Origin of the sequence: Massilia luteola (genome assembly GCF_034420155.1) — a bacterium.
Classification (GTDB): domain Bacteria; phylum Pseudomonadota; class Gammaproteobacteria; order Burkholderiales; family Burkholderiaceae_D; genus Telluria; species Telluria luteola.
This window is the reverse complement of record NZ_JAXOFN010000044.1, coordinates 24,062-48,365: the sequence shown is the minus strand read 5'-3', so window position 1 is coordinate 48,365 and position 24,304 is coordinate 24,062. Positions and strand designations below refer to the sequence as shown.

At 64.2% G+C, this 24,304-nt stretch carries 17 protein-coding genes and 2 pseudogenes; 6 read left to right on the top strand and 13 right to left on the bottom strand.

Annotation, left to right across the window (positions count from 1 at the left end; translation table 11 throughout):
• Positions 1 to 87: 87 nt before the first annotated feature.
• Positions 88 to 1,071: an IS5 family transposase gene (locus tag U9J41_RS27040; protein ID WP_322404939.1), complete on the bottom strand. Its 984-nt coding sequence runs from the start codon at positions 1,069 to 1,071 to the stop codon at positions 88 to 90.
• A 696-nt stretch (positions 1,072 to 1,767) separates the two neighbouring features.
• Here U9J41_RS27040 and U9J41_RS29380 point away from each other — a divergent pair.
• Positions 1,768 to 2,100: a transposase gene (locus U9J41_RS29380; protein WP_482194209.1), complete on the top strand. Its 333-nt coding sequence runs from the start codon at positions 1,768 to 1,770 to the stop codon at positions 2,098 to 2,100.
• A 151-nt stretch (positions 2,101 to 2,251) separates the two neighbouring features.
• On the opposite strand, the gene U9J41_RS27030 is transcribed toward U9J41_RS29380, so the two are convergent.
• The 3 genes and pseudogenes from U9J41_RS27030 to U9J41_RS27020 all read right to left on the bottom strand — a co-directional run.
• Positions 2,252 to 3,013, bottom strand: coding sequence for an HNH endonuclease (locus U9J41_RS27030; RefSeq protein ID WP_322405268.1), 762 nt, complete (start codon positions 3,011 to 3,013; stop codon positions 2,252 to 2,254).
• Between the two features lie 12 nt (positions 3,014 to 3,025).
• Entirely contained in the window at positions 3,026 to 4,174 is a 1,149-nt protein-coding gene (locus U9J41_RS27025; RefSeq protein WP_322405267.1) for a Fic family protein, read from the bottom strand.
• A gap of 141 nt (positions 4,175 to 4,315) precedes the next feature.
• Positions 4,316 to 4,786 (bottom strand): annotated as a pseudogene (locus U9J41_RS27020) (DDE-type integrase/transposase/recombinase); the annotation flags it as partial.
• A 141-nt stretch (positions 4,787 to 4,927) separates the two neighbouring features.
• Between U9J41_RS27020 and U9J41_RS27015 the strand changes: the two are divergent.
• Positions 4,928 to 5,911, top strand: coding sequence for a P63C domain-containing protein (locus U9J41_RS27015; protein WP_322405266.1), 984 nt, complete (start codon positions 4,928 to 4,930; stop codon positions 5,909 to 5,911).
• 47 nt (positions 5,912 to 5,958) lie between these two features.
• Here the strand turns inward: U9J41_RS27015 and U9J41_RS27010 are convergent.
• The 3 genes and pseudogenes from U9J41_RS27010 to U9J41_RS27000 all read right to left on the bottom strand — a co-directional run.
• Positions 5,959 to 6,069 (bottom strand): annotated as a pseudogene (locus tag U9J41_RS27010) (DUF3761 domain-containing protein); the annotation flags it as partial.
• A 338-nt stretch (positions 6,070 to 6,407) separates the two neighbouring features.
• Positions 6,408 to 7,643: an NAD(P)/FAD-dependent oxidoreductase gene (locus U9J41_RS27005; protein ID WP_322405265.1), complete on the bottom strand. Its 1,236-nt coding sequence runs from the start codon at positions 7,641 to 7,643 to the stop codon at positions 6,408 to 6,410.
• The gene (locus tag U9J41_RS27000; RefSeq protein WP_322405264.1) at positions 7,640 to 9,514 is read right to left on the bottom strand and encodes a LodA/GoxA family CTQ-dependent oxidase; all 1,875 of its coding nucleotides are present in this window, start codon (positions 9,512 to 9,514) and stop codon (positions 7,640 to 7,642) included. The genes U9J41_RS27005 and U9J41_RS27000 overlap by 4 nt, the downstream gene beginning before the upstream one ends.
• 415 nt (positions 9,515 to 9,929) lie before the next feature.
• On the opposite strand from U9J41_RS27000, the gene ppc reads away from it, so the two are divergent.
• Positions 9,930 to 12,677 carry a phosphoenolpyruvate carboxylase gene (gene ppc, locus U9J41_RS26995; protein WP_322405263.1) on the top strand — a complete coding sequence of 916 codons (2,748 nt, stop codon included), beginning with the start codon at positions 9,930 to 9,932 and terminating at the stop codon, positions 12,675 to 12,677.
• Positions 12,678 to 12,689: 12 nt separating this feature from the next.
• Here ppc and U9J41_RS26990 read toward each other — a convergent pair whose 3' ends face one another.
• Together U9J41_RS26990 and U9J41_RS26985 are read right to left on the bottom strand one after the other, a co-directional pair.
• Complete coding sequence (locus tag U9J41_RS26990) at positions 12,690 to 14,537, bottom strand: hypothetical protein (protein WP_322405262.1); 1,848 nt, start codon at positions 14,535 to 14,537, stop codon at positions 12,690 to 12,692.
• Between the two features lie 74 nt (positions 14,538 to 14,611).
• Positions 14,612 to 15,607 (bottom strand): LacI family DNA-binding transcriptional regulator, encoded by a 996-nt coding sequence (locus tag U9J41_RS26985; RefSeq protein ID WP_322405261.1) that lies wholly within the window; start codon positions 15,605 to 15,607, stop codon positions 14,612 to 14,614.
• 199 nt (positions 15,608 to 15,806) lie between these two features.
• Here U9J41_RS26985 and U9J41_RS26980 point away from each other — a divergent pair, with 199 nt between their 5' ends.
• Positions 15,807 to 16,631: an NAD-dependent epimerase/dehydratase family protein gene (locus U9J41_RS26980; protein ID WP_322405260.1), complete on the top strand. Its 825-nt coding sequence runs from the start codon at positions 15,807 to 15,809 to the stop codon at positions 16,629 to 16,631.
• A gap of 70 nt (positions 16,632 to 16,701) precedes the next feature.
• On the opposite strand, the gene U9J41_RS26975 is transcribed toward U9J41_RS26980, so the two are convergent.
• The 4 genes from U9J41_RS26975 to U9J41_RS26960 all read right to left on the bottom strand — a co-directional run bounded on the left by U9J41_RS26975 (position 16,702) and on the right by U9J41_RS26960 (position 21,701).
• Complete coding sequence (locus tag U9J41_RS26975; protein ID WP_322405259.1) at positions 16,702 to 19,218, bottom strand: TonB-dependent receptor; 2,517 nt, start codon at positions 19,216 to 19,218, stop codon at positions 16,702 to 16,704.
• A gap of 17 nt (positions 19,219 to 19,235) precedes the next feature.
• Complete coding sequence (locus U9J41_RS26970; RefSeq protein ID WP_322405258.1) at positions 19,236 to 20,420, bottom strand: glycoside hydrolase family 88 protein; 1,185 nt, start codon at positions 20,418 to 20,420, stop codon at positions 19,236 to 19,238.
• Between the two features lie 283 nt (positions 20,421 to 20,703).
• Positions 20,704 to 20,994, bottom strand: coding sequence for a hypothetical protein (locus U9J41_RS26965; protein WP_322405257.1), 291 nt, complete (start codon positions 20,992 to 20,994; stop codon positions 20,704 to 20,706).
• Positions 20,991 to 21,701, bottom strand: coding sequence for a S24 family peptidase (locus U9J41_RS26960; protein ID WP_322405256.1), 711 nt, complete (start codon positions 21,699 to 21,701; stop codon positions 20,991 to 20,993). Before U9J41_RS26960 ends, U9J41_RS26965 begins: the two co-directional genes overlap by 4 nt.
• A gap of 124 nt (positions 21,702 to 21,825) precedes the next feature.
• On the opposite strand from U9J41_RS26960, the gene U9J41_RS26955 reads away from it, so the two are divergent.
• Both U9J41_RS26955 and ftsH read left to right on the top strand, forming a co-directional pair.
• Entirely contained in the window at positions 21,826 to 22,038 is a 213-nt protein-coding gene (locus tag U9J41_RS26955) for a holin (RefSeq protein ID WP_322405255.1), read from the top strand.
• A 174-nt stretch (positions 22,039 to 22,212) separates the two neighbouring features.
• Positions 22,213 to 24,288 (top strand): ATP-dependent zinc metalloprotease FtsH, encoded by a 2,076-nt coding sequence (gene ftsH / locus U9J41_RS26950; protein ID WP_322405254.1) that lies wholly within the window; start codon positions 22,213 to 22,215, stop codon positions 24,286 to 24,288.
• The last annotated feature ends 16 nt before the right edge of the window (positions 24,289 to 24,304 follow it).

The window sequence follows — 24,304 nt, the reverse complement described above, 5'->3', positions numbered from 1 at the left end:
GGTTGCTTGGCACCTCGAAAGATGTTTTTGGCCCGGCCACAGGCAATTGTTCAGCAAGTCGGCAGTATTTCTTTTGCCTTCCGGCACTCAGGACGCACGTCGGGTGTCGGTGACCGTAAATCGCCGGCCAGCCAGTACCAAATTGGCGAAGCCGAACAGCGTAAACAGTTGTGTCGTGTTCTTGGCCAAGCCGCGATAGCGCGTCTTCCGATGACGGAACAGGTTCTTGATGACATGGAACGGATGCTCGACTTTCGCCCGCACGCTGGCCTTGAGATGCTCCAGTTTTTCGAGCATGCGGCCGAGCTTGTTCTTGGGCAGGGCCTTGCGCTTGGAGCGCTTCATCGCCACGTGCCAGGTCACCGATTTGCCGAGATTCTCTGCACGTTTCTCGACGCCTTGGTAGCCGGCATCGCCAAGCGCCGCAGATTCATCGCCGTGCAACAACGAGCCCGCTTGTGTGACGTCGGCGACGTTACCGGCAGTGCCGATGACGGTATGCACGAGGCCGGACGCGGCGTCCACTCCCACGTGCGCCTTCATCCCGAAATGCCACTCGTTGCCCTTCTTCGACTGGTGCATTTCCGGATCACGCTTGCCGTCCTTGTTCTTGGTCGAAGGCGGCGCCGCGATCAGCGTGGCATCCACAATGGTCCCCTCACGCATCATCAGACCCTTCTCGGCAAGGTGGCCGTTGATGGTGTCGAAGATCTTTTTCGTCAGCCCGTTAGCTTCGAGCAGATGCCGGAATTTGAGCAGCGTCGTCGCGTCCGGCGCAGACTCCCGATTGAGGTCGATGCCGACAAAGGCGCGGATGGCCTGGCTGTCGTAGATCGCGTCTTCAATGCCCTCATCCGACAGCCCGAAACACTGTTGGGCCACATACATCCTCAGCATGCGTGCCAAGCCGATCGGCGGGCGGCCAGCACCGACGATCTTGGGGTAGAACGGTTCGATTGCCCGCTGCAGCGGCTCCCACGGCGTGATCTTTTCGATCTCCGCAAGAAAGCGGTCGCGCCGCGTCAGCTTCTTCTTGTTTGCGTATTCAAGGTCCGAGAAGCTCTTTTGCATGATCGACACGACAGCGTTGGATGGGTTGAAATTATCGCAGATGGGCAGGCCTGTGGCACCTGCGGCGGATGAATTGATCAGCGGCTCCCTAAGGGAGAACGAGTGCGCGTTCCTACTCTTGAACAGTACGTTTACGTCAAGCAAGGGGAGGCTGCATTGGTTCAGTGGCATGACACTCATATCAAATATATCGCTACAGCTGGGCTCGGCCCATGCGTAGCTGTGCTTGTGGTCAGCGAGCTATACATTGGCCTTGCTCATATAGATAACACTAGTGTGATACATGCAAAGACTTTGGCGGCGTACGCCCGGGGTACCATCGAAAATCCGACCGACGTTTACATCGCTTCATCAGTGGATCCAGGTAACGAACACGGAGACCCATCGACATTTGCGATTTTTAAAGCAATGGCAGAGGTATTTCCCAATCATGTGCGTGTAGCAACTACGGAGATAGCTTGGGATCTAAATTTATTAAAAGCATTGTTCAGGTTTGAATTAAGGGAAGATGCAGCTATCCAGAACGTGTCAAGATGGAATTTACCTAATTAAGAAATATGAACGTAACCCACGTATAGACCGTTAGCGGTAAGGCGATTAACGACTGCGTCAGCATGAGGGCACCTCGAAAAACCTCGGCTGACCTGACGACGGCTGGGTAAAATCTTGACATCGAACGAGCCAGCGAGTGTCGTCATGATGAAACCCCGGATCAGCCTATTTGCCGAGCAGGAGCGCGAAGACCGGCGAGCAAAAATAGGCGATCCTTTGGTAGGACTGGCCGAGCACGTCGATTTCGACGCACTGGCCGCTCGCATTGATGCAGCCGCGCCGAGGCCTTCTCGTGCCAAGGGTGGTCGTCCGCCTTACCCGACAGTGCTGATGATCAAGATCCTGGTGCTGCAACAGTTGTACAACCTGGCCGACGACGCCCTGGAGTACCACCTGCCCAATCGCCATGCGCCTGTGGATCGGACTACACCTGCCCCGGTTATCGCTCGGGGTCTTCACACCGAGCTGGTCCACTGACACCGGCAGCGTCGTGCTCGAACACGAGCGCGTGCTGGTGGCCTTGCAGGAAGCGCTGGACGCCGGCGTGCGCACCGGCATGCGCCGCGGCCGCGTGCTGATCGACGTTCTGCCAGCAACGCCTTGCACCGAAGTCGTGACCGCTGGGTTCTTATGGGAAATGCGCGTCCGCTATGATCCGTGTTATCCATTGGATACCTTCGCGGTGGCGGGCGAGGTATTTGATGAGCCCAGGCGGGATTTTTCGTAGCCGCATTTCCTGTCGAATTCCTAAGGCTGATGCGTCAGCCGGGGCCAGCGCGGGGCTGACCAGCAGGGCGCCCGTATCCGAGAATGAAATCAGCTTTCGATCGAATAGCTTGTCGAGATTCGGGCTCAACAGAAGGCCGTTATCCAGATCAAGGCGTTCGTCGTTGGTTTCGCATTCGCGCCACGGAACAATATGGGACGCGATCAACGTGGTTTCCGGACCGCATCCGAGCACGCTGCAGGTGCCCCACCGGGCTACCAGCTTCTTCCGGTACGACCCTTGGCCAACGCGCGCAAGTAGGAGTCGCTCCTTTTCGGTTGCGGAAACCGGACCGATGATTTCCTCCGCCGCTCTGTCGGAAATGTAGTCAGCAAATGCAAGCTGCGTGGAGCGCGCCGGATCGCGGACGGCATTCGGGTGGAGTGAGCCTATGCCCGAGTAGTACCTGTGCACGAGCGAACATCCTGCATGGGAAGGCTTGTGTTCAAAATGGGCAGCGTTGCGCCCGTCCTTGCTTTCTTGCATCAAGACGATGGGGCCGTGGCATTCATGGCATCGAAACAGCGCTGATCGCCGATGCGGATAGACGGCCGATACCGGCCACATTTCCCATTGATCCCCGGTCCAGATTTGGCAACTCTTCTTGTCAGCGTAGGTTTGCATGCGGGTTGTCTTTCATGCGGAAAGCAGATCGATATATGACTGATAGCCGAAGCTACGGTTCTTGCGCTGGCCTGTCATCTCGCGCACGATGCCAAGGTCGGCGAGGGCCTTGACCGCCGCGTTGGCGGTCGGGTAGGTCGTCGCCAGGCGCTGCTTCACCTGTTCGACGGTAAAACGCGGCATCATGGGCAGCGATTCAAACAGGCGGTAGGCAACGGCGCCGGCCTTGGGTGACTCCAGCAGCCGGCGCCGGTCATTGGTGATTAGCGTCGCCAGGTCCACGATCGTGCGCTCCGCTTGCGCCGCCGCTGCCGCGACTGCCTCGAGGAAGAAGGCGATCCACGCTTCCCAGTCGCCTTCGGTACGTGTGCTTGAAAGCAGGCGGTAATACTCGGCCTGGTGCCGCTTGAGGTGGCCACTGATGTAAAGCAGTGGCGCCTGCATCAAGGACCAGTGCTCCAACAGGGCGGAAATCAGCAGCCGGCCCATCCTGCCGTTACCGTCGAGGAAAGGATGAATGGTTTCGAATTGCGCGTGCACCAGCGCTACTTTGACGAGGGGCGGCAGTTCGCCGTGTTCCCTGTGGACGAAACGCTCCAGATCGGCCAGCAGCTCCGGCACCCGTTCGGGCGGTGGCGGCACAAAGACGGCATTCCCGGGGCGCGTGCCGCCGATCCAGTTTTGCGAGCGGCGTAACTCTCCAGGCTGCTTGCCCGCGCCGCGCACGCCGTCCAGCAACAACCGGTGCGCTTCGCAGATGAGGCGCGCGCTGATGGGGAGGCCGTCGTCCGCCTGCAAATTTTCGCGCACGAAGCGGAATGCGCGCAGGTAATTGGTCACTTCTTCAACGTCGTCGGCGTTGTCCACCTCGATTCCGGCCTCGTTTTCGAACAGGTCGTCGAGGGTCGCTTGCGTGCCTTCAATCTGCGAGGTGAGCAATGCCTCTTTGCGCACGGCGGCGTAGAGCAGCCAGTCTTCGGAGGGGACCAGACCCGAAACGCCGTTGAGTCTGGCCAGCGCCAGTTCAGCCGCGCGGTTGTCGGCGGCATAGGACTCAGGCGCGACTGGCGGCGCAGTGGGCGGCAAGGGGTTGGGCACGAAAGCGTGTACACTCTCGCCTAGAGTTGTCGTGGTGACAATCGAACCGGTAGATCGGGACATTTTAAAGAGTCCTTTAATATGAATGGATATATTAAAGCATTCTTTAATTTACGGCTTGGGGTAAACAAGAGATCTTTCAGACCCGGCGCTTCGGCCACGAAGTGAACCGCCCCGACTTTCGTGGAGGCCGGTTGGTGTAAATCAGGCTTGGACGACCTGACTGTTCAGCTGCTTGTAGTAGTTTGCCTCAGCCTCGGCCGGCGGTATATAGCCGAGCGGTTCGGGCAAGCGGTGGTGGTTGAACCAGGACATCCATTCCGGCGCAGCTACTTCGACGGCCTCATGTGTTTTCCAACGAGCGCGTCGGTGTATCAACTCAGCCTTGTGAAGCCCGTTGATTGTCTCGGTCAGGGAATTATCGTAGCTGTCGCCCTTGCTGCTCACGGACGGCTCGATGTCGGCTTCTGCCAAGCGTTCGCTGTACTTTATCAACACATATTGCGAGCCCCTACTGTTGTGATGGACCAACGCGTTTCATTCCGGCTGACGGGCGTACAGCGCCTGCTTCGGCGCAGCGAGGACGAAGTCGGCTCGCGTTGAGCTGCGGACATGCCAGCCGACGATCCGGCGGGCGTAGACCTCGATGGGGAAGGTTGCATACGCGAAACCTTGCTAGTGGCCTCAGCTAGTCAGAGCAGCTGAAGCGGATTCGGTCGCGAAATATTATGCAAGCATAATTATTTGAATTATGCTTGCATGCAGATTTTTAGTCATGATAGGATGCAAGCACCACAACATATGAGGATTGCTTGCATGTCCGAGTCTGAGAAAAACTTGAGTAAGGCGAAGGGGGGCGTTGCCCGTGCCAAGGCGCTAGACCCCGAGGCTCGTAAGGCCATCGCAAAAAAAGCCGCCGTAGCCCGGTGGGGCGCAAAACCGCTGCAGGCAACCCATAAAGGAAATTTTAAAGACGACTTCGGGATTGATGTCGAGTGCTACGTCTTAAATGACGAGAGCAAGACTGCCGTTATCAGTCAGCGAGGTATGGGGTCGGCGATTGGCCTTGGCGAGGGAGGTAGTCGTCTGCCGGCCTTTATCAAGGGCAAAACCATTTCGCAATATGTCGGGCAGGAACTACGTGAGAAACTGGAAAAACCTATTATTTTTCAAGGGCTTGGGGTTGGTACCAATGCCCAGGCAAAAGCCCAAACGTACGGATACGACGTCACCATCCTTATCGACTTGTGTAAGGCCATCATTAGTGCCGAAGCGGATGGGAAGTTGCTCAAGAGCCAGGAAGCGTTCGCTCGTCAGGCGCATGTGATCGTAGGCGCGTCGGCAAAGGCTGGTATCAAGGGGTTAGTGTATGCGCTGTCTGGATACGATGCGACCCGCGAAGAGATCATCACGGCGTTCAAGCACTACGTGCAGCAAGAGGCTAAAGAATATGAGAAGGAGTTCCCGCCGCAGTTATACGAGGAATGGTATAAGCTGTATGATTTGCCGAAGTTCGAAAGGGGGCGCCCTTGGGAGTTTAAAATCCTTACGCTTAACCACGTCTATTTCCCGCTGGCCAAGAGTAACGGCAAGCTCCTGGAGTTAATGCAAGCGAATAAGGCCGCCAGTGGCAACCGTACGAAGAAGCTGCACCAATTCCTTTCCGAGATTGGAACCCGCGCATTGCGCATTCACCTCGGCCGTATTCTTGAAATGGTCGAATCATCAAAAACCAAGGAGGAATATGAGCAGAAAATTCGAGACCGGTTTGGTGACCAGAAAGAATTCGACTTTGGCTGAGAACTAATCTCGTAGGAGCATGGCCGAGAGGATCGTCCCGGCGCTCGCTACAGCCAGTTCGCTACTCGACCATGATGCGAACACGTCCCTCGTCGATGTTGACTGAACGAGCACGTGCCATCCCGGCACCGCGCACTTGTGCCGACCGGCACTTGATCATGTGCCGATCGGGCAGGAGTTGAACCTTATGCCCATCTTTGGCCGTGTAGTGGAGAGGGGACAGCAGCTTGGCTTCGTTGGGCTTCGACGTCGACTTCGATGCGTCACCCGGAGTTGCATCCTGATGCCGCGGTAGCGGAGCCGGGGCCGATGCGCGCTGGCTTGGACGAACGCTGCACTGAGGGCGCGTGCTAGTCCAAGAACGCGGCCCTCATGTGCGCTCGCGCGGCCAGGTGCTGAACGCAAAGACCCAAAGCAGATGAGGTTCAGAACTACAACAAAGCTGAGCAAACTCCAGGTGCTGTTGAGGCCACCGACCAGAACGAGCGTATTGTCGCTACGATGCTTCTTCCGCGCTGACGGCGCCTTCCCGTCCTTTTCCTTCTTGAACATGCGGCGGCGCTGCTGTGAGCCTACCGGCCGCCTCGCCCGCCATGATCCTGCGCCGCCAGAACCGCTCCCGCGCATAGCGCGTCACTGCCGCATAAGTCTTGCCACGGCGCTGCCGATACCGGGCGCCCACCGCGCGCATCTCGTCGAGGTAGCGCGCGCGCGCATCGGCGGCGCCGTCGATGTGCCGCTCGATGGCATGGGCTGCGCTTTCGGCCGTCGCCAGCGCGTTGAACAGCCCCTGGGATGCGATCGGATCGAAGGCCGACATCGCGTCGCCGACCGCAAAGAAGCCTGCGGGCAGTCGGCCCAAGGCGCCGGGATCCAGTCCACCACCACCGGCCGGCTGCGCGTGTACCGGAAAGTCCAGCGTCGCGGGGCGGATCTCGCCGAGCAAGGGATGACGATGGGCTTTGGCGAGCAGCCGCGCCGGAGCGCGCAGCGTTTTCAGCTCGTCGTCGTCGCTGTCGAGGTGCAGTGCCAGCACGCGTTTTCCCGACGGCACGCGCACGCTGTACCACCAGCCGTTGGTGTCGGCGCAGATGCGGGTGACCTGGTCTTCATCGCGCTCGTCCGCGGGCAGGTGCGCGTACAGGCAGACCAGCCGATCCTCGCCATGCCGGGCCAGCCCGAGCTGCCTCGCGGCGATCATGCTCCGGCCACTGGCATCGACCAGCACCGGCGCGCGGTGCGTGCGACGGCACGGGGGTGCACCGGCTTGCTCCGGACTCTGGAAATCGACACGCCATCGCCCGTCCTCGTGCGCCACCTCGAGATGCCGGACGTGGTTGTCCAGCGCCGCACCTGCCGCCAAGGCGGCCTCGCGCAGACCGGCGTCGAAGCGCGCGCGATCCAGATGCCATCCCGCACCGAGGGGATCGCGCACGGGATCGAACCACGTCGGCGGGCCCGCGTGCCACTGCGCGACGGACGCGCCGCGTTCCACATGCCCCTGGACGAGAAAGCGCTCGTAGATCCCGAGGCGCTGCAACAGCATGCGGGCCGCGCCCGGCAACGATTCTCCGATGCGCGCGGTGTCGATCGCCCGCGCCTGCGGCCGGTCCAGCAGCAACACGCGACACCGCGGCCGCAAGCGCCGGGCCAGCGCCGCGCCGGCCGGCCCGGCGCCCACGATGATCGCGTCCCAGTCCGTCGGCACGCGGTCCGGCGGGCGGGTGTTCACGCCGAGTGCTTTGGCGTGCCGCGCCGCGCCACCTGGCGCATCTGGCTGTCGGTGGCCTTGCGTTCTTCGCTGGACATCGGCTGTCCGCCGCGATCCTCGACCTGCATCACCGGGGGGAAATCGGGGTCATCGGGAATGCCTTTGCGTACCTCGACGATGCCTTGCCGGTCGAAATGGCTCACCATGGCCTGCAATTGCTGCTGATACCCGACGCCCAGCGTCCGGTCCCAGTCCATCCGGTCGTTGAACGCCGCCAGGCGCTCCGCGCGCGGCAGTTCCTCGTCCATGACCTTGTCGTAGTTCTCGACGCTCAGCACCTGGTTCGGGACCCGCGCCGGCCAGAACGTGGGCAGGTACGGGTCGTACTGCGGGTCGTAACCCGAGCGGCAGCTGGCGGTGTCGGTTTGCCAGGGTAGCGCCATCCAGCGCGTGACCGAACCCGGAAACTGTCCGTACAACGGCCCGTTGAAGGAACAGGCCTCGGATGGCGTCAAGGTCTTGCCGTAGTCCGGTTCGGGATCGTCCTTGGCGCGGTGGCGCCAGCGATAGGGCTCGCTGTACATCGAGGCATGGCGCACCGGCCAGGTCATCTCGCACCCGGGATGGAATGCGTCGGCCAGGCAGAATTCCAGCGCGGCGCGATCCAGCATGGCGGGCTGCTCCTCCAGCGGCACGGCGGCGATGTCCTGGTGGGGACCGGCCGCCGCATCGGGATCGTAATCGGCGATGAAGTGGCCGTCGGCCCAGCGTTCGAGCATCGCCAACTGCGTGGTCGTCAGCGCATTCATGGCCCGCGGGATCGGCGGCATCGGTACATCCATCGCATCGCCATAGGTCCACGGCCACGGCTTCATCGACGCGTCCTCGTATTGCGGGTTGCGGAATGCGTTGGCGACCGTCTTGCGCAGTTGCGCGTACGTGTCGCCCTCCTGCGCGAGCTTGCGCAAGTACGCCGGCGCGAGGAAGTACTGGGGCATGCCGTAGCCGAAACCTGCCGCGAAGCCGGCGTTCATCCATTGCAGGTCGCACAGCGCCTTGAAGATGGGCAGCAGGTCGTTCTTGAACGAAGGCCGCGTCGGCACCGGCAGCTGGCCGGACTGGACGGCGACGTCGGTCATCAACGCATACATGGTGCGCACCGATTTCTGCTGGGGCCCGTAATTCGGTGGCGCCACGACCACCCATGCCGGCGCGACGCGCAGTTCGCGTCCGCCGACCCGCACGCGCGCGGTCACCGGGCCATCGCTGGTGTCGTCATACCAGCCATCGTTGTTCGCGAACGTGGTGGGCGCGCAGCCGTCGAACGATGCCGACTTGCCGGACCCGCCGAACACCCACAAGCGGCCGCGCGGATCGGTGCGCAACTCGCCCAGGGGGACCGGAATGCCCATGAAACTGCCGCCATCGAAGTGATACGCCGGACCGGCGGCGCCCGGCGCGTCGATGCTGCGGGGGCCGGGCTGGATCGACAAGGTTCCGCGCTCGGGGAATGGCACGTTCGCGTTGCGGCGGGTGGAAGGCGGTGCGGTCGCCGCTTCCGGGATGTCCAGCGCCAGCTCGAAGTTGTACCAGGCCGCTTTGTGGTTGGCGAGTTCGACCGTCCACTCGATGTCGACACCATCTTGCATGGCCAGCTCGCACAGCACGCGCCCCTGGGCGTCGTAGCCGTAGATGCGGAATTCCGCCACTTCGCGTTTCAGCGCGCCGGTGCCGTCGCGGTAAAAATTCTCGGGCCTAGGCAGCGGGTCGACCACCTGGGGCCCCACATAGAAGCCATCCTCCTTGCTGGAATTGCCGACCCGCGCGATGCCGACCGACGGGTGGATTTTCGCGTACGCGATCTGTTCGGCGAACTTGGTTTCAGTACTCACGAGTGCCTCCTTCAGGTTGGGTCGAAACGATGGGCGAGCGGGCGGCCGGTTTCGTGACAACACCGGCTCATGGAGAACGTCTTGCGAATACTTGGCGGTGAAGGATAGCAAGGATCGTAAAAAAGTCTATCAACCCTGCATGATTTTTCCGATTTTTTCGATTTTACCGATGCGCCGGATTGGGGTGCGTTGCGGCACATCGTTCCGAATGTGTAGCATTTTTTCAACTCGGGCACCGAATCGATGAATGTTTGTAGTAAAATTTCATAACATTGTATTTCTTGCTGCACCGCACACGGTGATACGGGTTTGTATATATAAGCTATTTCGCGCTGACGCGAGTTACCCGGTGCGTGTTCTGTAAATTATTTACATTTTGCGTCGTCCCACGACGCATCGATCTGGAGAGCTTGGAATGAGCGTTGAAGAGGCACGGAACTTCAAGGAAGAGTTGCTGGGGCGGGACATCCGCCAGCTCGGCCGCATGCTGGGGGAAACGATCCGGGCCCAGGAGGGCGACGGGGTATTCGACCGCATCGAGTCGATCCGTAAGAGCGCCATCGGTTTCCGGCGCGACCAGGACGGCAGCGCGCACGAGGAACTGGCGGCGATCCTCGCCGGGATCTCGTCCGACGAGCGCACCCAGCTGATCCGCGCGTTCACCTATTTCTCGCTGCTGTCCAACATCGCCGAAGACCAGCACCACATCCGCCGCAGCCGCGCGCACCTGTCCGCCGGATCGGCGCCCAAGAAGGGCAGCATCGCGCATGCCGTCGACGGCGTGTTCGGCGCCGGCCGCATGGACGACCTGCCTGCCTTCTTCGACAACGCGCACATCAGCCCCGTGTTCACGGCGCACCCCACCGAAGTGCAGCGCAAGAGTGTCCTCAACTGCCAGATGGCGATCGCGCGCCTGATCGGCGAACGTGACCGCACGCAGCTCACGCCCGACGAGGAACAGGACAACGACGAAGCCCTGGCGCGCGCCATCCTGACCCTGTGGCAGACGCGCCTGCTCCGTCCCGCCAAGCTGTCGGTGCTGGACGAAGTGGAAAACGGCCTGTCCTTCTTCGACTACACGATGTTCAGGAGCCTGCCGCGCCTGTACTGCGCGCTCGAGGACACGCTGGCGCAAAAGGATGACGCCTGGGCCGGCACGGAACTGCCGTCGTTCATGAAAGTGGGCAGCTGGATCGGCGGCGACCGTGACGGCAACCCGTTCGTCACCGCGGACATCCTGCGCGCCACGCTCAAGGCGCAGTCGACCCGTGCGCTCGATTTCTACCTGCCCGAGCTGCACACGCTGGCGTCGCAGCTGTCGCAGGCGCAGTCGCTGTGCGGCAGCACGGAGGCGCTGCGCCGCATCGCCGAACGCGCGCCGGACAACTCGCCGCACCACCAGGACGAGCCGTACCGCCAGGCGCTGCACGGCATGCATGCCCGCCTCGTGGCGACGCGCGACTGGCTCGTCGCCGGCGCGGCGGCCCCGGACGCGGCGGCGTACGCCAGCGCGGCCGAGCTGCTGGCCGACCTGGACGCGATCCACGAATCGCTCGTCGCCAACGGCGCCCGTCAACTGGCGCGCGGCCGCCTGCGCCTGCTGCGCCGCGCCGTGAAGGTATTCGGTTTCCACCTCGCGCCCGTCGACCTGCGCCAGAACGCCGACGTGCACGAACGCGTGATCGCCGAACTGCTGGCGCAGGCGCGCCCCGGCGTCGATTACCTCGCGCTGGACGAAAGCGCGCGCTGCCAGGTCCTGCTGGACGAGCTGCAGTCGCCGCGGCTGCTCGTCTCGCCGTTCGAAGCGTATTCGGAAGACACCGCGTCCGAACTGGCGATCCTGCGCGAGACGAAGCGCGCGCACCTGACCTACGGCCGCGACGCCGTCACGAACTACATCATCTCGAAGGCCGCCTCCGTCTCCGACCTGCTGGAAGTGGCCGTGCTGCTGAAGGAAGCGGGCCTGCTGCATCCGACGCTCGGCACGCTCGACGTCAACATCATTCCGCTGTTCGAAACCATCGACGACCTGCGCGCCGGCGCCGCCATCATGGGCGCGGCGTTCGGCCTGCCGCTGTACATGCGCCTGCTGCAGTCGCGCGACCGCCTGCAGGAAGTCATGCTGGGCTACTCGGACAGCAACAAGGATGGCGGTTACGTCACCTCCGGCTGGGAACTGCACAAGGCGGAGCTGGAACTGATCGCCGTCTTCCGCGCGCACGGCATCAAGCTGCAGCTGTTCCACGGCCGCGGCGGTTCGGTGGGACGCGGCGGCGGCCCGAGCTACGAAGCGATCCTGGCGCAGCCGCCGGGCGCCGTGCAGGGACGCATCCGCCTGACGGAGCAGGGCGAAGTCATCACCGCGAAGTACGCCAACGCCGAGGTCGGCCGGCGCAACCTCGAGGTGCTGGTCGCCGCGACGATGGAAGCGACGCTGCTGTCGCATGCCCAGCCGCAGCCGGACGCGGAGCAGGTCGCGGCGATGGACCGCCTGTCCACCGAAGCGCTGTCCGCCTACCGGTCGCTCGTGTATGAAACCGAAGGCTTCGAAACCTATTTCTGGGAGTCGACCGTCATTTCGGAAATCGCCGCCCTGAACATCGGCAGCCGGCCGGCCTCGCGCAAGAAGTCGCGCTCGATCGAAGACCTGCGCGCGATTCCCTGGGTCTTCAGCTGGGCCCAGTGCCGCCTGATGCTGCCGGGCTGGTACGGCTTCGGCACGGCGGTGGAACGCTTCATCGCCGACGCGCCGGCCGAGCGCCTCGCGCTGCTGCGCAAGATGTACAAGGAATGGCCGTTCTTCACGACCCTGCTGTCGAACATGGACATGGTGCTGGCCAAGAGCGACATCGCGATCGCCAGCCGTTACGCGGCGCTGGTGGGCGACGCCGCGCTGCGCGACCGGATCTTCGGCTGCATCAGCGCCGAGCATGCGCGCACGGTGGACATCCTCGGCCGGATCATGGAACAGGACGAACTGCTGGACGCGAATCCGCAGATGCAGCGCTCGTTGCGCAATCGCCTGCCGTATATCGACCCGCTGAACCACCTGCAGGTCGAACTGCTGCGCCGCTACCGGGCCGGGACGGACGACGACGCGACCCGCAGCGGCTTGCACATGTCGATCAACGGCATTTCGGCCGGCTTGCGGAACAGCGGCTGATCGACCGCGTCATCACTGGTAACGGATCGTCCAGCTGATCCTGAGCGGTTTGTCGAAGGTGAACGCGCCCGTGCGGCAGCTGGCCAGCGTGGCCATCGGCCCGTACGGCGCGCGATACGCCTCGCTGCCCGCGACGTCCTCCGCGCGGCAGTTCGCGAGGCCTTGCACGGCGAACCCGCGTACGACGCCGTCATGGAAAGCGACGTCGGCGCCGGCCACGCTGGCGCCGCTCGAGAACGACGCGAAGTCGAGGCTCACGCCGGCCACGTCCAGCGGCGCCGCCGGCGTATAGGTGTCGGTGCGCGTGACGACGCCGTGGCGCAATACGTATTCCGTCTCGACGGCGATGCGCGGGTCCTTGACCGGGAGGTTCTTGCCCAGCTTCGTGAGCGCATCCTGGCGATACGTGACGCGGTAGCCACCGTCGACGTCGTGCGCCTGGATGTCCTTCATGAAGGCCGTCGCGATCAATTCGCTGCCGTCGGCCAGGCGGAATTTCGGCAGCAGCTGCGGATGCGCGGCGCCGCTGTCGGCGATGCCCGAGACGATCCCGTACGAAAACGGCAGCGGATAATACGGGCTGTTCGCATGCTGGCTTGGACCGCCGTTGATCATCGACAGGCTGAATACGTGCGGCCCGTCGCGCCAGATGGCGAGGGCGCGGTCGTACTCGCCGCCGGCGAAGCGCGTGAGGCTGAACGCGGGGCGCGCGCGCGCCAGCCAGGCCGCCAGGTCGGCGCGCGGCGCGGCGTCCCGCATGCCGGCGCGGTTCCACATGGCGTCCGTGCTGATCAACTGGTGCAGCAGCGAGAAGTTCTCGCCGAGGATGCGGTGCTTGCCGCGGTACGTGTCCGTGCGCCGGCCCTTGCCCCACATGTCGACGGAATGCAGCGCGGGGTCGTACCAGAAATCCATGTAGCGTTCGCCGATGCGCGCCGAGTAGGCATACGCGTACTCCTTTTCTTCCGGACTCAGGACACCGAGGTAGGCGGCCGTCGACAGGATCTCCAGCATCGCCGTCTCGCCGTACGGCCCGAGGCTGCGGCCCATCGTGAAGCCGGTGCCGTCGGCATTGGCCGCGTTCAGCGCGACGTCGGCCGACTTGCGCAGCAAGGCCTTGAGTTCCGGCGTCACGCTCAGGCCGGTCTCGATGAAGCGTTCGCAGATCTCGGCCGCCAGCAGGATGCTGTAGCGGTCGAACCGGCCCTGGCCGTCCGTCTCGTCCGAGAAACCGTAGGTGCCGGAATAATCGGCGTAATGCTTGAGCATCTTATCGAGCAGGACCTCGCTCGCGTGCGCATCCTCCCAACCCATCAGCAGGCGCAGGCGCGCGATGCTGAAGGCGACGCCGTAGTAATTGGTCGGCAGGTCGATCAGCTCGAACGCGGGCTGGCGCACGAACGTCCGCCAGTCGAGCTTCCGGCGCAGCAGGTCGAGCGTGGCGGGATGCACGGCGCGCGCCAGCAGGCCGGCCTGCTTCAGCTTGTACAAGGCGCCCATATAGTAATAGATGCCCCAGGTATCGTTTTCCATGCCGACCGTCAGATCGGCGATGGCGGCGTAATCGCGCAGCATGCCCGGCAGGCGCGGGTCGTCCTTCGGTGTGTGCAGCAGCACGTCCGCGAGGCCCGTCGCGATTTTCCCGGGCAGGAATTTGTCGTGGCTCTGGAACGGCGCACGCCCATCGATGGTGATGCCATCCCGTTCGCGCACGAGCTTCTGGAAAAAGTAATCCAGCTGCGGGTAGGCCTGTTCGACCGTCCGGTGCAGCGGCGGCGTGGCGCGCGCCGGCGCGGCGGGCAGGAAAGTCAGGCCGGCCAGCAAAGGGGCCGACATCAGGGCGGGCAGGGCAGGGCGCATGCGTGTCTCCGGTCTAGTTAAACGTTTTCCTAAAAGGATAGGCCAACTCGTCCGGAAAGTAAACGGGGGCGTAATCAGGGCCGGCGGGCGACGGTCGACGTGCGCAGGATCAGCTGCGGTGCGACCTTGGTGAGCTTCTCGACGTGCTCGCCGCGGATCACGGCCAGCAGCTTTTCCATGGCCGTCGCGCCCATGCGTTCGCTCTGCAGGTCGACGGTGGTCAGGGCCGGCGTCGTGTATTTGCCGTAGGGGATATTGTCGAAGCCGACGACGGAGATGTCCTGCGGGATGGCCATGCCCAGGTTGGACGCTTCCTTCATGAAGCCGAGCGCCATCAGGTCGTTGTAGCAGATCAGCGCGTCCGGGCGCTGGCTGCCCAGGACGATGGCGGAGCACAGGCGCTCGCCCTCGGCCAGCGACGGGGCCTCGGCATCGAAGATCGCCAGTTCGAGGCCGGCCGCGTTCAGCGATTCGCGGATGCCGCCCAGGCGCTCCTCGTCGCGGCGCGACTTGGAAAAGCCCAGGTAGGCGATGCGGCGGTGGCCCAGCATGCGCAGGTGCTGGGTCAGCATGTAGGCGCCGGCGTGGTCGTCGCTGGCGACCGTCGGCAGCGGCAATTCGGCCAGGCTGCCGAAGAACACGAGCGGCTTGTCGATCTCGGCCATCCACGCCATCTCTTTTTCGCGCAGGCGCGAGAACACGATCATGCCGTCCACGCGCCGGCTCAGTTCTTCCAGCGTGCGCCGCTCGCGGCTGGGCGTTTCCTCGGTGTCGACGAGCAGCACGGAAAATCCCTGGTCGTGCGCCACGCGGTTCGCGCCCTTGAGGATGCTGGAAAAGTGCGGGTTGGTGATGTCCAGCACCGAGAGGCCGATGGTGTTGGTGCGCCCCGTGATCATCGACTTGGCCAGCGGGTTCGACCGGTAGCCCAGGGTCGCGATCGCGGCCTCGATCGCCGCCTCGACCTTGGGCGAAAAGCGCTGCGCGCCGTTGATGAATTTCGACACCGTGGCGGTGGACACCTGGGCGGCTGCGGCGACGTCGCGGATGGTCGAAGCGGTCTTTTTCATGGGAGGGTAATCGTTACTCGGCGGCACATCTTAGCATGCGTCCCGGCAGCCGGACCCGAGCCAGGGCAAGGAAACGGCGATGGAATCGTTTCCCCTTGTTCCACCGGGGCGTCCGGGCAAAAAAGGCGGCCAAAAAATTGACAAGGAAAGCGTTTTGGATATACTCGGTTAAACGTTTAACACCAATGCGAGCCCGTTCATGATCCAAGCGCCCGAGTCCAAGCCTTTCCACCGTCTTCTCCTGACCGGCGCCGGCGGCGGCCTCGGCACCGTGCTGCGCGAGCGCATCAAGCCGTGGGCCGACGTGGTCCGGCTCAGCGACGTCCGCGACATCGCGCCCGCGGGCCCGGGCGAGGAAGTCATCCGCTGCGACCTGGGCGACCGCGCCGCCGTGATGGCGCTGACGGAAGGCGTCGACGCCGTGCTGCACTTCGGCGGCGTCTCGGTCGAGGACAAGTTCGAGGCGATCATGCACGCCAACATCCTCGGCCTGCACCATCTGTACGAGGCCGTGCACAAGCGCGGCATCAAGCGCGTGATCTACGCGAGCTCCAGCCACGTCGTCGGCTACTATCCGACCACGCAGGTCGTCGACACGGCCGCGCCGCTGCGGCCGGACGGGATCTACGGCGTGTCGAAATGCTTCGGCGAGGCCTTGTCGCGCTATTACTTCGACCGCTTCGGCATCGAGACGGTCTGCCTGCGCATCGGCTCCTCGTTCGACGAGCCGCGCAATGCGCGCATGATGGTGACGTTCCTCGCGCACGACGACCTCGTCGAACTGGTGCGCTGCGCCCTGTTCACGCCGCGCGTGGGCCACACGATCACGTACGGCGTCTCGGACAACCCGGTGCGCTGGTGGGACAACGGCGCTGCCGCCCACCTGGGCTTCGAGCCGCGCCACAGCTCGCGCGCGTTCGCGGACCGTTTCCCGGCCGGCGGCGCATGGGCCGACGCGGGCGACATCGCCAGCGTGTACCAGGGCGGGCCGTTCCTGACGGCGGGGCCGATCTACGAGGACTGAGGTCGAAAAAAAACCGCCGGGTCGCCCCGGCGGCATCGAGGAAACGCGGGCCGCGGCCCGCGGAGGAAACTCAGAACTTCAGGTCCAGGCGCACGCTGTAGAAGCGGAACACGTCGCGCGGCGGTACCCAGCTGTTGACCGTGATGCCCGGCGAGGACGACGTCGGACCGGTGCGGTAAGCCGGGCCGCTGGCGTTGGCGTTGCCGATGTAGAAGCGGTCGAACAGGTTGTTGATGCGGAAGGACAGGCGCCACATATCGTTGTTCTGGCGCACGCCGAAACCGAGGTCCGAGATCGGGTACGCGTTGTTGACCGAGCGCGGGTCGTTGTTGATGTTGGTCTGGTACGCGCTCTGGTAACGCACGTTGGCGTTCACGAACGCCCAGTACGGACGGTCGGCGAAGTGGTAATCGTAGTTGGTGCCGATGTTGACCTTGTTCTTCGGCGTACCCGGGAAGATGCCGCCCGAGAGGTTCTGCACACCCGTCGTCGAGCCGGTGCGGATCGGGAAGCAGGCGCGGTTCCAGCCGCCCAGCGAACCGCCTTCGCCCAGCCCCGTCGTGCCGATGGCGGGGTTCGTGTTGTCCTGGTAGCAGGGGCCGTTCTTCCAGTCGACGATCTCCGGACGGGTGTACGCGTACGACACGTTCATCGACCAGTTCGTCGTCAGCAGGAAGTGCGAATCGAGTTCGAGGCCGCGCGTGCGGATCTTCGGGATCGAGTTCAGCTGGGTATAGATGGTCGGATCGTTCGGCAGCACGAACGACGTGTTCTGCTGGTAGTTCTTGAAGTCCGTCCGGTAGAGCGTGGCCGCGAGCGACATGCGGTTGTGGAACAGGTTCGCCTTGGTCCCGAGCTCGTAACTCCGGCTCGTCTCCGGCGATACCGGGAACGCGGCCGCCGCCTTCAGGCCGCTCGTCACGTCGTACGCGAGGCCCTTGTAGCCGGTCGCCGTCATCGCGTACACCATCCAGTCGCTGTTGATCTGCTTCTGGAGCGACAGCTTGCCCGTCGTCGCCCAGTCGCGGTTGCCGCTGCTGGAAAACTGGTCGCGGCCGACGGGGCCGGGCACGAAGGTCGAGCGGTCCAGCTGGTCGGTGTAGAAATTGCGGAGGTAGTTGAAGCCCGACGTCTCCTCGTTGCGGCGGATGCCCGCCACCAGCGTGTAGGTCGGATACAGGTCCCACGTGGCCTGGCCGAACACGGCGCGGTTCACGTTGTAGATGTCGGTGTAGTAGTTGGTCGGGCTCGACGGCGAACTCGCGGTGCACACGCTCGGCTGCACGCAGAAGCCGCGGATGAAGTGGCGGTCGATCCCGTTCTGTGCCCACCACAGGCCCGCTACGTAGCGCAGCGCGCCGGCGTCCGGCGACACGTAACGGATTTCCTGCGTCTTGGACCGGATGTCGTACGTGCCGAATTGCGCGTTCCCGACCGAGAACCTGGTCTCGCCCGGCTTCGCGATGGTCGGCACGTCGACGAAGTCCTGGTCGCGGTAATCGTGTGCCTTGTAATGCTCGTACGAGGAAATCGACATCAGGGTGGCGTCGTTCGGCAGCGCGTACGAGAGCTTCAGGCCGGACCCGAATGTGGACGAGTTGATCCCGGTCGGGAAGTCGCGCCGCACGTTGCGGTTGTTCCGGTCGAACGGGTTGATGCCCGCCAGCGTGATCGATGCCGGCAGTTGCGGATTGCCGTTCATGTACGCGGTCGACAGGTCGGCCGGCGTCGTCACGAGATTGCCCGCCGCGGCCGACCCGGTGGTGCGGTAGAAGCCGTTCACGGCGGTCACGCCGCGGCTGTTTACCTGCGTGTTGTAATGCGGGGTGAAGTCGATTTCCAGATCCCTGATGGGCGTCCACTGGAACTTCGCCATGATCGTTCTGCCGCCCGAGCCGTTGACCTTCTGGCCGTTGGTGAGGTTCGTGAAGTTGCCCGGCATGTCGCTCTTGTTGACGGCGATGCGCATGCCGAAATCGTCGCGCAGCTTGCCGCCGACGGACGCGCCTGCGCGCCACTCGTGGTCGTTGGTGTAATACGCGTTGGCGCGGTAGACGATCGGGCCGCTGATCGGCTTCGTCACGATGTTGATGGCACCGGCCACCGCCGATTTGCCGAACAAGGTCGATTGCGGTCCTTTCAATACCTCCACGCGGGACACGTCGGCGAGGTCGCGGAACGCCTGGAACTGGCTCGCGATCGGGATGTCGTCGATGATGACGGAGACGTCGGACTCCACGCCGATGCCGACCGAAACGGTGCCGATGCCGCGCATGAAGATGGCGTTGTTGGCGGCCGTCGTGCCCGAGGACAGCGTCAGCGACGGGGTCAGGTTGATGACGTCCTCGACCTCGCGCACGTTGTTACGCTGGATCTCGGCTTCGGACAGCACGGAGATCGACTCCGGCACGTTGTCCAGCCGCTCCACGCGCTTGTTGGCCGTCACCAGCACGGTCTGCAGCTGGTTCGGGTTTGCCTCGGCTTCTTGCGCCCATGCGGGCGCCGCCCAGTGGGCGACGGCGACCGCGACGACGGCCGCCACGGGCTTGACCGCGATCCGCGCGCCCGATGTTCTCTGCTTGCTCACAACGTCTCCTTGTTTTTCTAATGAAAACTGCCGATCCCGGTACGCGCCGCCTTCATGCGCAGCAGCGCTTCCAGAAAGTAGTAGTCCGCATAGTTCAGCGGACCGTCGATCTCCATGCCGGCCGGCTTGTGGCCGGTCGCATGCTTGAGGAGGAAGCCGCCGTTGTCGCCCGGTTGCGCCAGATAGGCGCTCGACGACAGGCTGCGCAAGGTCTGTTCGGCGAAGTCGCGGTAGCGCGCGGCCGTGTCGCGGTCGGAGAACGACGCCAGCTCCAGCAGCGCGGACGCGGCGATGGCGGCGGCGGAACTGTCGCGCGGGGCGGCGGGAATGGCGGGATCGTCGAAGTCCCAGAACGGGATCTTGTCGGCGGGGAGGCGTGGATGGTTCATGTAGAAGCGGGCGATCCGGTGCGCCTGCTGGAGGTATTCGTCCTTGTGCGTTTCGCGGTACATCATCGTGTAGCCGTACAGGCCCCACGCCTGGCCGCGCGCCCACGCGGAGCCGTTCGCGTAGCCCTGCACGGTCACGCGCGCGCGCACGGCGCCCGTGTTCGGATCGTAGTCGACGAGGTGGAAGCTCGAGCCGTCCGGGCGGAAGTGGTTTTTCAGCGCGGTGTCGGCATGGGCGATGGCGACCTCGCGGTAGCGCGGCTCGTCGGCGGCGCGCGCGGCCCACATCAGGAGCTCGAGGTTCATCATGTTGTCGATGATGACGGGGAAGGCCCACGTCGTATGCGGCCACAGGTCCCACGACTGGATGCTGCCGACCTTGGGATTAAAGCGCGTCATCAGCGTCGTCGCGCCGGCCAGCAGGGCGTCGCGATAGGCCGTGCGGGTGGCGGGATCGTCGACGAGACGCAGGCCGTTGCCGTAGCCGGCACCCAGCATGAAGCCGAGGTCGTGCTGGCTCTTGTCGAACTTGGCGGGCGCCGTCAGCGCCGTGTAGCGCATGGCGGCCGTTTTCCACGTGGCGTCGCCCGTCGCTTCGAACAGATACCACAGCGAGCCGGGAAAGAAGCCGGCGGTCCAGTCGCCCGGTCCGACCATCCTGACGTCGCCGTGCGCCACGCTGCGCGGAAAACCGGGCTTGCCGGCGACCTTGGCCAGCAGGACGCGGTACTGCGCGGCGGCGACCTGGATATCCCGGTCGACGACCGCGGCGATCGGTTCGGCGGCGGTGGCGGCGGCGTGCGCGGCGGACAAGCCGCAGACGGCCAGGAGGACACTGCAGATAATCGTTTTCGCAGCCCGCCTCGCAGGCCGGATATCCCGGTCGAACATGGATTCCGTCTCCTCGATTTTCTCGTTGTTGAGCAAATCGTAATCAGAAGACGAGGCGATGTCAACAAAAATAGGAAAACGCTTAACTAGATTTTTTTACGGGTGCGAACCGGGCATTTATACTGCTGCGCTGCGAAATATCCTTGCGCGGAATACGTGCGGGAGAGGCATGGGTGAGAAAACGTTTTGCCTGCTCTGGCGGCGGTCAGAACGGCGGCGGCACGTCCGCCGGCGCCGGCGGCACGTCGAGGTCGATCAGCGTGCGCGGCAGGTGCGCGAGGTCGGCGCCGTCGACGAGCGCCTGCGCCTGGAACGCGGCATGCGCCCGCACGCCATGCCTGTCCACCGACACGAGCATCACGGGCAGCGTGGGGAAGTGCGGGCGCAGGCGCTCCAGCAGGACGTCGCCGACGCCGGGCGCGACCCAGGCCGGCGGCGCAAAGGCCAGCGCCACGCGCACGCCTTTCAGCTCGGCGAGGGCGACCTCGAGTTTCATATGCGGTCGCTTTCCTTGCGCACGACGCGGCCGAGCACGAGACAGGTATTGCCCTCGCAGCGTTTGCGGGGGTATTTGCGCTGGTCCGGATTGTCCGACGTCAGCCACCATTTGCCGGCATCGCGCGCCAGGCGCTTCACGACGGCTTCGCCCTCGTAGTTGAAGGCATACACGGCGCCGTCCACGAGTTTCGTATCGAGCGTGTTGATGATGACGATGTCGCCCGCGTATAGCGACGGCTCCATGCTCTCGCCCTTGACGAGGATGGCGATCAGGTGGTCGGGATGGAAGTTGTGCCGTTCGATCCACGTGCGGCGCATGCCGAGCGTGCCGCCGTCGCGGCGTTCCGGCTCCGTCTGGAAACCGGTGATCCCGGCCGACAGTCGCAGCTTGACCATGCGGATCTGGACGAATTCCGCGTCGTCGTTGTCGAGCGAGCGTATCGGCATGCCGCCCTTGAGGCGGTGGAAGGGCGCCTGGCGCGGGTCGCCCTCGCCGGTCATCAGCCAGATGTGCGAAAAGCCGAGCTCGCGCTCGACGTTGAGCGCGTAGCGGATGTCCATCGACTTGATCTTCCCCGTCAGCCACTGGTTCACCACGCTTTTCGACGCGCCCGAGGCCTTTACGAGACCCGTCTGGCCGCGCTCGCCTTCCAGTTGCGGCGTGGTGTTGTAGATGTAGTCGAGGCGCTCGGATAAGAGGTTCATGTTAAGTATTCTAAACTTTAAGTTTAGTGTTCTTGACGTTGATCAGTTTAGAGTTCTATACTCTACCCGACTGACCGGCCCTTGTGAAGGGGGGATCGGAAAATGTCGATGGGGGAGAACAGCTATGAGCAGACCAAGTATCTTCGGTGTGGTCAGTTACGTCGCCGGTGCGGCATCGATCGGTGCGTCGTTGACCCTGGCGGACGTCGGAACGGCCGTTGGTATCGCGACCGCGGTGCTGACGTGCGTGACCAATACCGTGTACACCTATCGTCGCGACCGGCGCGAGCAGCGCGAATGTGATGCGCGGATCGCGCAATTGGAACGGCTCCCGTGAACGTGCGGGTCCGGGCGAGGCGCCTGACAGGCAAGAGCGCGATTTTGATGTAAATCAAAGCTACGGGGGAGTAATCTGTAAGACAGTGGTTCAAGGCGTGCGTGCTTCAGATGCTCAGCGGCATGCCCGATATGGCGTGCCGGTCGAGCGGCGCGGGGAGGGTGCGTGAACGATATGTCCGATAACAGGGATACGCCGGCCGGCGGCAACGCGCCGAACGACACGCCGAACGACACGCCGAACAACGCGCCCGGCAACGGCAGCAATGCGCTTCGCCCCCTGCTGTGGTACTGGCTGTTGGCCATCGTCCTGTTCATGCTGTTTCAATCGGTGACGGACTTCGCGACGCCGCCGCCGCTGGCCTACAGCGAATTCAAGCAGCTGCTGCACGACGGCAAGGTCAGCGATGTCACGCTGACCGACACGAACGTGTCCGGCACCCTCAAGTCCGGCGGCCTCGACGCCATCCTGCCGCGCGAGCGCGCGCAGTCGATCAAGTGCGGCGCGGACGGGCTGTGTCCGTTCAGCGCCGTGCGCGTGACCGACCCGGATCTCGTCAAGGACCTCGACGCGGCGCACGTCCGCTACGTCGGCCAGCAGCGCAGCGAATGGATGAGTACGTTGATGTCGTGGGCGCTGCCGTTGCTGCTGTTGTTCTGGATGTGGGGCCGGCTGGCGAAGCGGGGCGGCGTGGCGGCGGGGCTGTTTGATGTGGGCAAGAGCCGGGCCCGCGTCTATATGCAGAGCAAGACCGGCGTCAGTTTCAACGACGTGGCCGGGATCGACGAGGCGCGCGACGAGTTGATGGAAATCGTCGAGTTCCTCAGGAACCCGCAACGCTACCGGCGGCTCGGCGGGCGCATTCCGAAAGGCGTGCTGATCGTCGGGCCGCCCGGCACCGGCAAGACCCTGCTGGCCAGGGCCGTGGCAGGCGAGGCCGGGGTGCCGTTCTTTTCGATCAGCGGCTCGGAATTCGTCGAGATGTTCGTCGGCGTCGGCGCCGCGCGCGTGCGCGACCTGTTCGTCCAGGCGCAGAAGGTGGCGCCCTGCATCATCTTCATCGACGAACTCGACGCGCTGGGCCGCGCGCGCGGCGTGGCGGGCGTCGTCGGCGGGTACAACGAGCAGGAGCAGACGCTCAACCAGCTGCTCGTCGAGATGGACGGCTTCGACACCAACAAGGGCGTGATCATCCTCGGCGCCACCAACCGCCCGGAGATCCTCGACCCGGCGCTGCTGCGGCCCGGCCGCTTCGACCGCCACGTCGCGCTCGACCGGCCGGACCTCAAGGGCCGCCAGAAGATCCTGCAGGTGCATGCCCGCCAGGTCACGCTGGCGCCGGACGTGGACCTGGCCGCCGTGGCCGCCAAGACGCCGGGCCTGGCGGGCGCCGACCTCGCCAACCTGGTCAACGAAGCGGCCCTGCTGGCCGCGCGGCGCGGCAAGGACCGGGTCGAGCGCAGCGACCTCGACGAGGCCGTCGACCGCGTCGTCGCGGGCCTGGAAAAACGCTCGCGCCTGATCAATCCGATGGAAAAGGAAACGGTGGCCTTCCACGAGGCGGGCCACGCCGTGACGGCGGAATGCCGTGCCCACGCCGACCGGGTGGCCAAGGTGTCGATCATCCCCCGTGGCATCGCCGCGCTCGGCTACACGCAGCAGTTGCCGACCGAGGACCGCTACCTGCTCAAGCAGAGCGAACTGCTGGACCGGATGGATGTGTTCCTGGGTGGGCGCGTCGCGGAAGAGCTCGTGTTCGGCGACGCGTCCACGGGGGCGCAGAACGATCTGCAGATGGCGACCGACCTCGCGCGCCACATGGTCGCGCAATACGGCATGAGCGACCGCGTCGGACTGGCGACCTTCGAGCAGCCGGCCGGCGCGCCCTATGCCCCGGCGACGCAGCATACGACGTACAGCGAACGCACGGCGCGCCTGATCGACGCGGAGATCGCGCGGTTGCTCGACGAAGCCCATCAGCGCGTCCGCGCCACGCTGCGTGAGCAGCGGGCCTTGCTGGACGCGCTGGCGCGGCAACTGCTCGACCACGAGACCGTCGAGCGCGACGCGCTGCAGGTGCTCGTGCGCGCCCACGCGGTCGATGCCGCGGCGGCCGGCGTCCCTGCGGCCGGCGTCCCGGCGGCCGGTGCATCGGCTGTCGACACATCGGCCGCCGGCACATCGGTGGCCGACACATCGGCGGCCGGACCCGCGGCGGCGCACCCGGTGCGCAGCGCAGCGGGCAGGTAGTGGGGATGGCGATCCG

Coding starts and splice junctions, on each gene's coding strand:
- U9J41_RS27015 (WP_322405266.1), top strand. CDS start 4,928: ATGTCCGAGTCTGAGAAAAACTTGAGTAAGGCGAAGGGGGGCGTTGCC.
- U9J41_RS26965 (WP_322405257.1), bottom strand. CDS start 20,994: ATGAAACTCGAGGTCGCCCTCGCCGAGCTGAAAGGCGTGCGCGTGGCG.
- U9J41_RS26985 (WP_322405261.1), bottom strand. CDS start 15,607: ATGAAAAAGACCGCTTCGACCATCCGCGACGTCGCCGCAGCCGCCCAG.
- U9J41_RS27030 (WP_322405268.1), bottom strand. CDS start 3,013: ATGCAAACCTACGCTGACAAGAAGAGTTGCCAAATCTGGACCGGGGAT.
- U9J41_RS27040 (WP_322404939.1), bottom strand. CDS start 1,071: ATGCAAAAGAGCTTCTCGGACCTTGAATACGCAAACAAGAAGAAGCTG.
- ftsH (WP_322405254.1), top strand. CDS start 22,213: ATGTCCGATAACAGGGATACGCCGGCCGGCGGCAACGCGCCGAACGAC.
- ppc (WP_322405263.1), top strand. CDS start 9,930: ATGAGCGTTGAAGAGGCACGGAACTTCAAGGAAGAGTTGCTGGGGCGG.
- U9J41_RS27025 (WP_322405267.1), bottom strand. CDS start 4,174: ATGTCCCGATCTACCGGTTCGATTGTCACCACGACAACTCTAGGCGAG.
- U9J41_RS26980 (WP_322405260.1), top strand. CDS start 15,807: ATGATCCAAGCGCCCGAGTCCAAGCCTTTCCACCGTCTTCTCCTGACC.
- U9J41_RS26955 (WP_322405255.1), top strand. CDS start 21,826: ATGAGCAGACCAAGTATCTTCGGTGTGGTCAGTTACGTCGCCGGTGCG.
- U9J41_RS26960 (WP_322405256.1), bottom strand. CDS start 21,701: ATGAACCTCTTATCCGAGCGCCTCGACTACATCTACAACACCACGCCG.
- U9J41_RS26990 (WP_322405262.1), bottom strand. CDS start 14,537: ATGCGCCCTGCCCTGCCCGCCCTGATGTCGGCCCCTTTGCTGGCCGGC.
- U9J41_RS29380 (WP_482194209.1), top strand. CDS start 1,768: ATGATGAAACCCCGGATCAGCCTATTTGCCGAGCAGGAGCGCGAAGAC.